At 62.1% G+C, this 11902-nt stretch carries 14 protein-coding genes; 8 read left to right on the forward strand and 6 right to left on the reverse strand.

Translation table 11 applies throughout. The features are described 5' to 3' along the window. The 3 genes from HCN58_RS14120 to HCN58_RS14130 all read right to left on the reverse strand — a co-directional run bounded on the left by HCN58_RS14120 (position 1) and on the right by HCN58_RS14130 (position 2242). On the reverse strand, positions 1 to 426 hold the full coding sequence (locus HCN58_RS14120; protein ID WP_171580377.1) for a PaaI family thioesterase: 426 nt from the start codon (positions 424 to 426) through the stop codon (positions 1 to 3). Between the two features lie 35 nt (positions 427 to 461). Next, positions 462 to 1076 carry a TetR/AcrR family transcriptional regulator gene (locus HCN58_RS14125; protein ID WP_311966813.1) on the reverse strand — a complete coding sequence of 205 codons (615 nt, stop codon included), beginning with the start codon at positions 1074 to 1076 and terminating at the stop codon, positions 462 to 464. Positions 1077 to 1168: 92 nt separating this feature from the next. Beyond that, entirely contained in the window at positions 1169 to 2242 is a 1074-nt protein-coding gene (locus HCN58_RS14130; protein WP_171579970.1) for a hypothetical protein, read from the reverse strand. Positions 2243 to 2488: 246 nt separating this feature from the next. Here HCN58_RS14130 and HCN58_RS14135 point away from each other — a divergent pair, with 246 nt between their 5' ends. Beyond that, positions 2489 to 3739: a cyclopropane fatty acid synthase gene (locus HCN58_RS14135; RefSeq protein ID WP_171579971.1), complete on the forward strand. Its 1251-nt coding sequence runs from the start codon at positions 2489 to 2491 to the stop codon at positions 3737 to 3739. A gap of 22 nt (positions 3740 to 3761) precedes the next feature. Here HCN58_RS14135 and HCN58_RS14140 read toward each other — a convergent pair whose 3' ends face one another. Beyond that, positions 3762 to 3968 (reverse strand): transcriptional regulator, encoded by a 207-nt coding sequence (locus HCN58_RS14140; protein WP_171579972.1) that lies wholly within the window; start codon positions 3966 to 3968, stop codon positions 3762 to 3764. 102 nt (positions 3969 to 4070) lie between these two features. Between HCN58_RS14140 and HCN58_RS14145 the strand changes: the two genes are divergently transcribed. From HCN58_RS14145 to alr, 3 genes are all read left to right on the forward strand, one after another. Beyond that, entirely contained in the window at positions 4071 to 4235 is a 165-nt protein-coding gene (locus tag HCN58_RS14145) for a hypothetical protein (RefSeq protein ID WP_171579587.1), read from the forward strand. A gap of 297 nt (positions 4236 to 4532) precedes the next feature. Continuing rightward, positions 4533 to 6032 carry a replicative DNA helicase gene (locus tag HCN58_RS14150; RefSeq protein WP_171579973.1) on the forward strand — a complete coding sequence of 500 codons (1500 nt, stop codon included), beginning with the start codon at positions 4533 to 4535 and terminating at the stop codon, positions 6030 to 6032. A 48-nt stretch (positions 6033 to 6080) separates the two neighbouring features. Continuing rightward, complete coding sequence (gene alr, locus HCN58_RS14155) at positions 6081 to 7316, forward strand: alanine racemase (RefSeq protein WP_210265991.1); 1236 nt, start codon at positions 6081 to 6083, stop codon at positions 7314 to 7316. Positions 7317 to 7532: 216 nt separating this feature from the next. Here the strand turns inward: alr and HCN58_RS14160 are convergent, their stop codons facing one another. Further along, positions 7533 to 7754 carry a cysteine rich repeat-containing protein gene (locus tag HCN58_RS14160; protein ID WP_171579974.1) on the reverse strand — a complete coding sequence of 74 codons (222 nt, stop codon included), beginning with the start codon at positions 7752 to 7754 and terminating at the stop codon, positions 7533 to 7535. A 48-nt stretch (positions 7755 to 7802) separates the two neighbouring features. On the opposite strand from HCN58_RS14160, the gene HCN58_RS14165 reads away from it, so the two are divergent. Both HCN58_RS14165 and HCN58_RS14170 read left to right on the forward strand, forming a co-directional pair. Beyond that, on the forward strand, positions 7803 to 8573 hold the full coding sequence (locus HCN58_RS14165) for an exodeoxyribonuclease III (RefSeq protein WP_171579975.1): 771 nt from the start codon (positions 7803 to 7805) through the stop codon (positions 8571 to 8573). A 66-nt stretch (positions 8574 to 8639) separates the two neighbouring features. Beyond that, the gene (locus tag HCN58_RS14170) at positions 8640 to 9617 is read left to right on the forward strand and encodes a Bug family tripartite tricarboxylate transporter substrate binding protein (protein ID WP_171579976.1); all 978 of its coding nucleotides are present in this window, start codon (positions 8640 to 8642) and stop codon (positions 9615 to 9617) included. Positions 9618 to 9632: 15 nt separating this feature from the next. Here HCN58_RS14170 and HCN58_RS14175 read toward each other — a convergent pair whose 3' ends face one another. Continuing rightward, the gene (locus HCN58_RS14175; protein ID WP_171579977.1) at positions 9633 to 10082 is read right to left on the reverse strand and encodes a cupin domain-containing protein; all 450 of its coding nucleotides are present in this window, start codon (positions 10080 to 10082) and stop codon (positions 9633 to 9635) included. Positions 10083 to 10247: 165 nt separating this feature from the next. Between HCN58_RS14175 and HCN58_RS14180 the strand changes: the two genes are divergently transcribed. Then, a complete protein-coding gene (locus HCN58_RS14180) occupies positions 10248 to 10976 on the forward strand; it encodes an adenylate/guanylate cyclase domain-containing protein (protein WP_171580379.1) in 729 nt (242 codons plus the stop codon). A 144-nt stretch (positions 10977 to 11120) separates the two neighbouring features. After that, positions 11121 to 11843: a sulfite exporter TauE/SafE family protein gene (locus HCN58_RS14185; RefSeq protein ID WP_171579978.1), complete on the forward strand. Its 723-nt coding sequence runs from the start codon at positions 11121 to 11123 to the stop codon at positions 11841 to 11843. The last annotated feature ends 59 nt before the right edge of the window (positions 11844 to 11902 follow it).

The following is an 11902-nucleotide window of genomic DNA, read 5'->3' on the forward strand; positions in this document are numbered from 1 at the left end:
TCAGGCCGGGCTTGGGATTCTGGCAACCGCCTTCTCGTCCAGCATTGCGATCGAAGCCAGCGCAGTTGCGGTATGCTTTTCGACGCCATCGGTTACACAAAACACGTCGGCCGCAACCACGGCGACCTGACGTCCGGGCTTGATCACGCGCGCCCGGCAGATCAATCGCTCGCCGATCGCCGGCGACAGCAGATTCAATTTGTATTCCGCCGTCAGCGCCGATTGCCCGCGCGATGTCGCGGCCGCAATCGTGGTGGCGTTGTCGACCAGGAAGGCCGTGACACCGCCGTGGAACAGGCCGTGCTGTTGCAACAGCTCGGGCCGGCGGTCGACCGCAAGCGTGCAGGTGCCGCGCGTCAGCTCCGATAGTTCCGCGCCGATATGGGTCATGAAGCCCTGGCGAGCGACACTGTCGCGGATACGCATCGCGATCGGCACGAACTCGGAATCGTTGTTCACACTCAAACGGCTTCTCCCGTTTCGTCGACTGCATCGGCTACATCGGACGCGACGACCGCGCGGACGGCGCAGGCGATCAGGATTTCGGCCTGCTCTCGCGGATCGGTGCGGTCGCGGCCCGACAGCCATGCGCGGCAAAAAATCTGCGCCGGTCCGATGATCTGGCTGAAGAACACCGACGAAGTGATCGGCAGCAATTCACCGCGCGCGACGAGCGGCGCACGCCATTGTTCGACGGCTTCCGCAAGGCGCGAATTCTGCGCGCGCTGCGCGCCGCGGATCGCCTCGGTCCATTCACTGCGGGAAATCTCGAACAGATAGCGCGCCTCGCGCCGGGAATTGACGACCCAGTCGAGATGCGCGCGGATCAGCCGCGCTACGCCTTCCCGCGCGCCGCAGGATTCATCGAGCGCCGCCAGGACAGCAGCGTGATAGCGGGCAAGGATTTCCAGGAACAGCGTGCCGGCCAGTTCCTTCTTCGATCCGAAGAAATGGAAGAAGCTGCCGTTGGACGCCCGCGCGCGGGTTCTGATGGCAGCCACCGTGGCGCCCTCGAAACCGTCGCGGTCGAACACCGCCAACCCTGCCGCCAGCAGATCGTCCCGTGCCGTAGCCACCTGACGCCTTTCGGACATTAGATCGTTACTCTAGAGTAATACTCTAGAAACGGTCAAGCCGTCACCGGCAGGCATTCGGAAATCTGCAATTCCTATCGCGAAATGGGTGGCGTGGGGGCGCCGGCGGGCACAGCCGGCAGCGTTGCGGGCGCGGTAGCTGTCACCGGCGGAGACGTCGCGGGTGCCGTCGCCTGGGGGCTTGCGGCTGGCTCAGGGGCAGGTGCGGCAGGAGCTGGCGGCGGAGGCATCACCGGCGGCGGCACCGGGTCGGGCCGTAGCGGGGCCGGCTCGCTGCCGGCGCTCTCCCTAGGAGCGTTGGCGTTCTCGGAACTGCCCTCGCTGGCCGGCTTTTCCGACTCAGCAGCCGGCTTCACGGCCTCCGTGGCCGGCTTATCGCCCTCACTCTTGGCCGAGTCGGTCCTGTAGGAATCAGGCTTGGCAGGATCGGGCCCGCCAGTATCGGTCTTGGTGAAGTCAGGCTTCGCAGTTTCGGATTTCGCAGCTTCGGATTTGGCGGCATCCCGAGACGCATCCTCCTTTGCGGCGTCGCCGCGGGCGGCCTGGTCGGCTTTCGGCGATTCTTCGGCGGCAGGCCTGCCACGCCTGCCATGCTTCTGCCGGACGCCCGATTTGCTGTCGGTAGCGGCCTGCACCGGGGCCTGCCCATCTGCAGGCTTGGAAGCCTCTGGCGCCGGGAGCGGCCGCGCAAGCCGCTTCGCGTCGCGGCCTCGACGCGCACCCTCGCCTTGAGGCGGTGCTCCGTCCGCATCCGGCCGGGAAGCCTCCTGGGGGGGAGCGGCGGACGGCTGGCGGCGACCGAATCGGTCGGGTTGATCTGACCTTCCGTCCTGCCTGGCGTCCTTTTGCTTGGGCTGATCCTTAGCTTGATAGCGGGGATCAGCAGCGCCGTTGGATATCAGGTAGGAAGAAAGCACCGAGGCCATGTCGGAACCGGTGGTATAATGCTGGCGCAGAAAGCCCGGCAACGACGAAGCCGGCGTGTTCTTCAACAGGCCACGCGGGCTCCTGTGGCAGGCGCTGCAGGTGCTTGAGAATATCTGGGAAGGGCTCTTGCCGGCGTCGAGATTTTCCGCCCGCGCCACGCCTGCTGCGAAGCAGCCGATCAGGAGCGTCACCGTCGCTAAAATGAGCGCTCGGCTCAACATTCCCTGCATTCTCCAGACGTGGAATCGCTGCCTGCCCTAGCGGCGGGTCACCTTGTAGCCGATTATCATGCGAATGGAAGCGCGCTTATTGCGCATCTGCGTGATCGCCACATTTGAGAATATCCGCTTTGACTCCAACGCAGTAGCGCTCCGGCATCATAGTACTTATGATGTTCCTAGTGCACATGGAACAGTCCATTCCAAGGTGCATTGGTGTAACGGGCCGGTCGTTCCATTGGTGCTTCGATGGATCGTTTGTTGCGTTATTTCCTAAGTCAGTTCATTCGCCGCGGTACGATGAATTTCACGTCCGCGAGCGGGGCGAGATTTACGTGCGGGGATGGAACCGGCCGCCCGGTGTCGGTGCGGCTCCTGAGTCAGCGGACGCAACTCCGGATCCTACTCAATCCCGAACTGGCGCTTGGCGAAGCCTATATGGACGGCTCGTTTGTGGTCGAGGACGGCTCAATCGCCGACGCGCTGGAAATCCTGCTCGGCCAGCCCGAAATGCTCCCAGGTTGGGCCAAGCTGCAATGGTGGCTGCGCTATTTCAGCCGGCACGCCAGGCAATTCAATTGGCGCGGCCGGGCAAGAAACAACGTCGCCCACCACTATGATCTCGACGGTCGGCTCTATTCCCTCTTCCTCGACGCCGACAAGCAATACAGTTGTGCCTATTTCGAAACGCCCGATACGACGCTCGACGATGCCCAGCTCGCCAAGAAGCGCCACCTCGCCGCCAAGCTGCTGATTAGGCGCGGTAACAGTGTGCTCGACATCGGCTCAGGCTGGGGCGGCCTTGGCCTTTATCTGGCCGAAATGATCGGCGCCGATGTCACCGGCATCACACTTTCGTCGGAGCAATTACAGGCCTCGAATTCCCGTGCCGCCGAGAAGAACCTGACCGGGTCGGCAAGATTCCTGCTGAGCGATTACCGCGATATCGCGGGCCCGTTCGACCGGATCGTGTCTGTCGGCATGTTCGAGCATGTCGGCATCGACTTCTATGAAACCTATTTCCGGCGCTGCGCCGAACTTCTCAGCGACGAAGGCATCATGGTGCTGCATTCGATCGGCCGCTCTACGGGACCTGATGTGACGAGCCCATGGATCACGAAATACATCTTCCCGGGCGGCTATATCCCGGCTCTATCAGAGGTCGTCCCCGCGATCGAGAAGGCGGGCCTTCTGGTCTGCGATATCGAGATCCTGCGGCTGCATTATGCGGAAACGCTGAAGGCGTGGCGGGACCGCTTCATGGCGCGGCGCGAAGAGGCGGTGCGCCTCTATGACGAGCGCTTTGCCCGGATGTGGGAATTTTATCTGGCGGCGTCGGAAATGTCGTTCCGGAAGCAGAACCTGATGAATTTCCAGATCCAGCTCACCAAGCGCCAGGGAATCGTGCCGATGACGCGCGATTACATTACCCGGGAAGAAGCCAGGCTGCGCGGGATGGAAATCGGAAAGCAGCCGCGGCTGCAGTTGGCCGGCGAATAGGCCGCCGCCGAGGGCGGTGGAATCAGTTTCTCAGGCTATAGGCCGAAGCGTAAGGCATGGGGGCCAACGCCGGGCGGGCGAGCTGGGCTCGCAACGCGGCGAGCAACTGCGGATCGCAACGTTCGTCCCGCCGTTCGGGGCGCGAAATCTCTTCCACGGCGTTGATCAGCATCGACAGCCACAAGCGCTGGCCGCTTGCCGATCGCCATCCTTGGAGTTGCTGACCCATCGCCCGTCCTTTTAGTCCGTTACAGCTGGCAACTCGAAAAGCGCCGGCCCGTTCCCGATTTCCTAACCCATTCATTCTGCGGCGAAGAAAATCACAACCGATGTGATCTACTTCACAGAGGCCCTCGGCGGTCTGTCGTACATCTCCGCCATGAGCCAGCAGACCTACCCAGCCCCGTTCGAGTCCGACATCCGGATCGACTACGCCTTGATCGCCATCGGCGTGGCTGCAGCCCTGTTCGCGTTCGTCTATCTGATCCTGGTTTGATCAACGCTTAATACCAAGGCTCGAAATCGCCTCCTGCCTTCGGATATGTCGGTCAAGTCGCGGTAAGGTTCAGACTCTCCTAACATTTTGCGTGGCATTTTCGCGGAAGGCGTTGCCGCGCCGCCCGCCGAAGCCTCGTCAAGCTTCGCGCCGACCGCGAATAGGAGTCATCCACATTTTTGAAGAACGGTGCATAGCGGCGAGCTTTTGCTTCCGCTTTGCCTGGGACAGGCGCTTTATCGCCGCCCCTTGCGGAAATGCTGGCAACGCCTGAAACCAACTGCATAACCTGACGCCATGGCTCTGACTGATTCGAACGTCCTCAAGCTCGCTCCCGACGCGGGAACTCCGGTCTACCGGAGCGCGCCGCACAATATCGAGGCGGAACAGAGTTTGCTGGGCGCCATCCTCGTCAACAACGACGCGTTCTACCGGGTTTCCGACTTTCTGGAACCGAAGCACTTCTTCGAGCCGATCCATCAGACGATTTTTGAGACCGCCGGCAGCCTGATCCGGATGGGCAAGGTCGCCACGCCCGTGACGTTGAAGACCTTCCTGCCGGCCGATACCGATATCGGCGGCATGACGGTGGGCCAGTACCTCGCGCGCCTCGCAGCCGAAGCCACCACGATCATCAATGCGCAGGACTACGGCCGCACGGTCTATGACATGTCGCTGCGCCGCGACCTGATCCGGATCGGCGAGGACATGGTCAATGTCGCCTTCGACGCGCCGGTGGATTTTGCTCCGCGCGCGCAAATCGAGGACGCCGAGCGCCAGCTCTATGAGCTCGCCGAATCCGGCCGTTATGACGGCGGTTTCCAGCGCTTCTCGCAGGCGTTGACGACCGCCGTCGACATGGCGGCCAAAGCCTTTCAGCGTGACGGAAGTCTGTCGGGCATCGCCACCGGCTTGCGCGACCTCGACGCCAAGATGGGCGGCCTGCAGGCGTCGGACTTGATCATCGTCGCCGGCCGCCCCGGCATGGGCAAGACGTCGCTCGCCACTAACATTGCCTACAACATCGCCAAGGCGTACCGCGCCGAGGTTCAGGCCGATGGCACGATGAAGACCGTCAATGGCGGCATTGTCGGCTTCTTCTCCTGCGAAATGTCCGGCGAACAGCTCGCTACCCGTATTCTGGCCGAACAGACCAGCATCGCCTCCAGTATGATCCGACGCGGCGGCATCACCGAGGCCGACTTCGAGAAGATCCGCGACCATTCGATCGAACTGCAGTCGCTGCCGCTCTATGTCGACGAAACCGGCGGCCTGTCGATCTCGCAGCTCACGGCGCGCGCACGCCGGCTGAAGCGGCAGAGGGGGCTCGACCTGATCGTGATCGACTATATCCAGCTTCTGCAGGGCTCGGGCAAGAAATCTGACAATCGCGTGCAGGAAGTGACTGAAATCACCACGGGCCTCAAGGCGCTCGCCAAGGAACTCAACGTTCCGATCATCGCATTGTCGCAGCTCTCGCGTCAGGTGGAAAACCGCGATGACAAGCGCCCGCAGCTGGCCGACTTGCGTGAATCCGGTTCGATCGAGCAGGACGCCGACGTCGTGATCTTCGTTTACCGCGAGGAGTATTACCTCGCCAACAAGGAGCCGCGGATCGGCACCCCAGAATACGAAAAATGGCAGCTCGATATGTCACTGGTGCACGGCAAGGCCGAAATCATCATCGGCAAGCAGCGCCACGGCCCCACCGGAACGGTGGAAGTGCAGTTCGAGGGTCAGTTCACCCGGTTCAGCGATCTGGCGCAGGACGGCAACTTGCCGACCGGGGGCTATTGAGGCGCGGCCAAGGTTGAACCGTAGCGTTTGGCCGCGTAAAACTGTGGCATGAACGTGGCCCCCGATCCCAAGTCCATCCCGCAAGGCACCCTGTTCTCGCCCGAGGCGAACCAAGCGGTCGCGCTTGTGACCGCAACCGGCCTGCTAACGGTCGATCTCGACGCCATCGTCGCCAACTGGCGCAAGCTCGAGAAGACGGCGGTGCCGGCCGAATGCGCAGCCGTGGTCAAGGCGGACGCCTATGGCTGCGGCGCCGAACAGGTCGCGCGCGCCCTCGCAGGTGCCGGCTGCAAGACGTTCTTCGTCGCAACCCTCGATGAGGCCCGCGTGGTCCGTGCCGCGGTGCCGGCGGCTTCGATCTATGTGCTTGGCGGCTTCTTCCAGAACACCGGCGAGGCCTATGCTAAGATCGACTGCAAGCCTGTCATCGGCGACCTCAACGAGCTCGCCGAATGGGACGTGTTCTGCCGCCGTTCCGGCTGGTCCGGCGGCGCCGCCATTCACATCGATACCGGCATGAACCGGCTCGGCCTCACCGTCACCGAGGCGCAAGGCATCATCCCCCGCATCAACGCCGGCGATCACGGCATTACGCTCGTGATGAGCCACCTTGCCTCCGCCGAGCTGCTCAACAATCCGGCTAACGCCAGGCAACTTTCTGCCTTCCGCGAGATCGCGAGCCTGTTTTCCGGCGTCCCGGCGTCGCTGGCAAACTCGTCTGGCATCTTCCTGGGCGCCCAGTTCCAGTTCGATCTGGTGCGGCCGGGCTGCGCGCTCTATGGCATCAACCCGACGCCCGAAGCCGACAACCCGATGCTGCCGGTCGTCGAGCTGAAGGCCCGCATCGTGCAGATCCGCAACGTCGAGCGCGGCGAGACCGTCGGCTATGGCGGTACCTGGACGGCGCGGCGTCCGACCAGAATAGCGGTCGTTTCCGCAGGTTATGCCGACGGCTATTTCCGTGCGGCCAGCGCCAATGACGGCACTCGGGGAGCCGAGGTAGTGGTCGCCGGCAAGCGCTGCCCGATTGCGGGGCGGGTTTCGATGGACCTGACGGCAGTCGACGTCACCGATCTCGACAAGAATGCGGTACGTCGCGGCCAATGGGTGACGCTGATCGGCGAAGGCATCACGGTCGACGAACTCGCCCATCATTTCGGCACCATCGGCTACGAAGTGATGACCAGCCTCGGCAAGCGCTACGCGCGGATTTACAAGGGCGGCAACGCCACTGCAGAGGCCCCTGCTCCGCCTCCAGCGGAGCCGGCTGTCGCATCCAGTTAGTTCTTGTTCTCAAGTGTTGCTTCGCGGCGTTTCTTGTCGAGGTCGTCCACGGCTTTTGCACGCGCCACCGATCGGACCGTCCAAAAGGCAACATTCGGCAGACAGCACCCAGCCGCCGAACGACTTCTCGAAGTCAGGCTTGCAGGCCGCAAGTTGCCGAGGACGCGACAATCAAGGCAACAACTGCAAAACCCGATGCTGGCGTGTTGCCCAGTCCTACTGTTTCTTCCGGCTGGCCAACACTTGCTTGCAGGCGTCGCTGAGTTGGTGATGCTGCTTGTTCAGACATGCGACGACACGGCCGCCGCCGGGCAGCGTGCCGGCGCAATATTTGTCATAGTCCGCCTTGCAGGCGCCGCGCTGGTCGGCGGTTTGAGCAACTGCGACTCCGGAGCATCCAATGGCGAGCACGAGAATGGCGAAACGTAGTATCGACATAGAATCTCCGAGTGTCAGGCGAAGCACAGTGATGCCAGCTACCTCTACATGAAGATCGCGACCTTCAACATTAATAATGTCAACCGCCGCCTGCCCAACCTGTTGCGCTGGCTACGCGCAGCGAAGCCCGAAATTGTCTGTCTACAGGAACTGAAATCGACCGATGCCGAGTTCCCGATTATGGCGATCGAGAAGGCTGGCTATGGCGCGGTGTGGCGCGGACAGAAGACCTGGAACGGCGTTGCTATCCTGGCGCGCAACGCGGAGCCAGTATTGACCCGCACTGCGCTACCCGGCGATCGCAATGATGAAGAGGCGCGCTATATCGAAGCCGCCATCAACGGCATCCTGGTCACCAGCATCTATCTGCCGAACGGCAACCCGCAGCCGGGACCGAAATTCGATTACAAGCTCGACTGGTTCAAACGACTGCGGTCGCACGCCGCAAAACTGCTCAAGCAGGACATCCCTGTGGTGCTGGCCGGCGACTACAACGTCGCACCGACCGAGCTCGATATCTACCCAACCAAGTCGTGGGACAAGGACGCACTGATCCAGCCGAAGAGCCGCGCCGCGTTCAAGGCGCTGGTAGACCAGGGCTGGACCGATGCGATCCGGACCCTGCATCCGTCAAAGCCGATGTTCACGTTCTGGGACTATAAGCGCAACCGATGGCCGCGCGATGCCGGATTACGGCTCGATCACCTGCTGCTGAGCCCATCAATTGCGCCGCGCCTGATCAAGGCCGGCATCGACCGGAAAATGCGCGGAGAGGAAGACGCCAGCGACCATGCGCCGGCGTGGATCGTCCTGCGCTAGAATCATTGCGCACTGCGAAACCGGAGTTGCTATGCTTCGGGCAAGCTTCAAAACGAAGGCGGAGGAATGCGCGTGGGAATTCCGAGAATAGTCGCGGCAATTATCGCGCTTTTTTGTGTGCCTGTGAATTTCGCTGCATCCGCCAATGATGATTACCCTTCCCGCCAAATCACGCTGACGCACGGATTTGGTGCCGGCGGCAATGCCGATGCGATCGCACGTATTGTGGCCGACGGCCTGTCCCGGCGACTTGGCAAGCCCGTCATCGTGGAAGCCCGTCCCGGGGCCGGCGGCAACATTGCATCGGATCGCACCGCGAAAGCCGCGCCGGACGGCTATACGCTGATCATGCTGACCGGCGGCCACGCAGCCTCGGCGGCGATGTACAAGGCGCTGCCGTTCGACCCGGTCGAGGATTTTCAGATGATTTCGACGGTGGTGTTCTTTCCCTTCGTCATCGCCGTCAAATCGAGCCACCGCTTTCAGACGCTTGCCGACCTGATTGTGGAAGCGAAAGCCAAGCCGGACACGCTGACCTACAGCTCGGTCGGCGTCGGATCGACGCAACATCTGGTCGGCGAATTGCTGTCGTCGATGACCGGCATCAAAATGATTCACGTGCCCTACAAGGGCGGCGGCGGCCCCATCAACGACCTCCTTGGCGGCCAGATCGACATCCTGATCGACACGCTGACGATCACGGCCCCGCAACTCACCGCCGGTACAATACGAGGCCTCGGCGTGACCAGCGAAAAGCCGTGGTTTTCAATTCCCGGCGTGCCGCCGATCGCCGCAACCGTCCCCGGTTACGAGGTTCGATCCTGGCTCGGTATCGCGACCAGCAAGAATGTCCCTCAACCCATCGCCGAGAAACTCAATCGGGAATTACGCGCCGTGCTCGAGACGCCTGACATCAAGGACAAGCTCCAGGCCATGGGAAACCAGGTCCGCAGCGGTTCGCCGGAGGACATGCGCAGCATGATCGCGTCAGAGATCTCCCGCTGGAAGCAGGTCATCGATACCGCGGGAATTCAGAAACAATGATCCGCCTTTAGCGGATCAGCCCTTGCGGGTGTGGCCCCACGCCGCGTCCCAGTCTTCGCCCGCGGCATCGATGACGCGGCCGTCGGCCTCGAAGAACTTGTTCGGCACTTGGAAGATCGCCAGCATCAGCCCGCCTTGGGGACACCAGGCGACGTGGCGGCTGCCCTCTTCGCGCCAGATGAATTCGCCGGCCTTGCATTCGATGCCCTTCGCCGGGCCTTCCTTGTCGACGAGCGAACCTTCGAGCACGTAAGTTTGCTCGATGTTGACGTGTTCGTGGTCAGGCAGCACCGCGCCCGGCGCAAACCGCATCAGCGCGGTCATCAGGCCGGTCTTGCGGTCGAACAAGAGCGTCTTGGCTTCGCATCCGGGAAAGCGGGTCTTTTGCCATTCCATGCTATCGGGGCGAACCAGATGGGAATGCGCGTCTGCGGTCTGCGCATTTGCCGGCGTCACAGCGTCCATGGCGATCCTCCGTTCTGCTTATTTTGCCGCGATCCTAGCAGCTTTGCCTCTCGCCGCCAGCCGGCAGGTGTGCGCTGCGGCGATGCTGTCTTGCTCGCACCCGCTGCCGGTTATAGGATCGTCATACGTGCCGCTCTCGTGGATCACGGCTTGAAAATGACAGCTCTGCAACATTCGCTGATTTGCAAGGGATGCTGGGAGCAGATGCATCTGCCGGTGCCGCTTCGCGGCGTGGTCTCAGCGCCATTTCGCGCGTTCGGCATTCGTCCAAGCCGGATGAACCCCAATACCTGCACCATCTGCGAGCTGATGTTCACAAAGGTGATGCGGGCCCGCAAGATCACCATTGATGCGACCATCATGTTTGCCGACCTGCGCGGCTACACCAGCCTATCCCAATCGCAGTCAGCCGATGCCGTCTCTGGACTGCTCGACGCATTCTACGATGAATGCGCCAGCGCGATCTGGGAGCATGACGGACTTCTCAACAAGACGATCGGCGACGCGGTGATGGCGATCTTCAACTTTCCGCTGCGGCGGGAGGAGCATGCCAGAAACGCCGTCCTCGCCGCGCGAGAACTTCAGACGAACTGGCGCGAGCGGCGCGAGGCGCTGGTTGCCGCGCATGGCCTCACCGCGAACGAACTAGGGATCGGCATCGGCATCCATTCCGGCGAACTAAGTTTTGGCGAGTTCGGCCGATCTCACCGGGACCTGACGGCGATCGGCACGGTCGTCAACACCGCCTCCCGGGCCCAGTCGGTCGCCGAAGCCGACCAGATCCTGGTAACGAAGGCGGTGTTTGACCGCGCCCAGCCAGATTTGAAGGACAGTTCTTCGAAGGCATTCCAGCTCAAGGGATTTGATGTCCCGATTGAGCTTTACGTCGCCTAGCGTGAGCGGGGCGCTCTGCGGTCAGCGCAATGGCAGCTTCCCTTGATTGACACGATCGGCTCCCTTTCGAGTGATATTAGGCCCTCGTAACCTGAGCCTGCTGCCACCATGATGTCAGCATCAGGAATCACGAAAGACTGCAGCTTGGGCTTCCTCTTCGTCCTCATTGTCGGCCTGCTCGCCGGCACCATCTCAGGCATTGTCGGCACCGGCTCGTCGATCATGCTGATGCCGGTATTGGTCTATCAATACGGACCGAAGGAAGCCGTTCCGATCATGGCGGTCGCGGCGGTGATGGCGAACCTGGCGCGCATTCTCGCCTGGTGGCGCGAGGTCGACTGGCGCGCCTGCCTCGCCTATTCGGCCACGGGCATTCCGGCTGCCGCGCTTGGCGCACGGACGTTGCTCGCGCTGCCTTCGCATGCCGTCGATATCGCGATCGGCCTGTTTCTCATCGCTATGGTGCCGCTACGGCATTGGCTGGCCCGTCATCAACTCAAAGCGCAGCTCTGGCATCTGGCAGTCGGTGGCGCCGTTATCGGCTATCTCACGGGCATCGTGGTTTCGACCGGGCCGCTCAGCGTGCCACTGTTTCTATTTTATGGGCTGACCAAAGGCGCCTTTCTCGCCACCGAAGCCGCAAGCTCGCTCGGCCTCTATCTCAGCAAGTCAGTCACCTTCGAGCGCTTTGGCGCGCTGACGCCTGATATCGCGCTAAAAGGGCTGGTCGCCGGCTCCTCCCTCATGTTTGGCGCCTTCATCGCCAAACGCTTCGTGCTGCGTCTTCAGCCCGACGTCTTTCGGCTGCTGATGGATGGAATCATGCTGGCCGCTGGTGTCACCCTGCTGTGGACCGCATTTTCATAGGAATCCGGCGCACCGCCTGAACCATTCCCCATCAGCTGCCGACCAAGTGGACGCGTGTC

This window comes from Bradyrhizobium australiense, from assembly GCF_013114825.1.
GTDB classification, from domain to species: domain Bacteria; phylum Pseudomonadota; class Alphaproteobacteria; order Rhizobiales; family Xanthobacteraceae; genus Bradyrhizobium; species Bradyrhizobium australiense.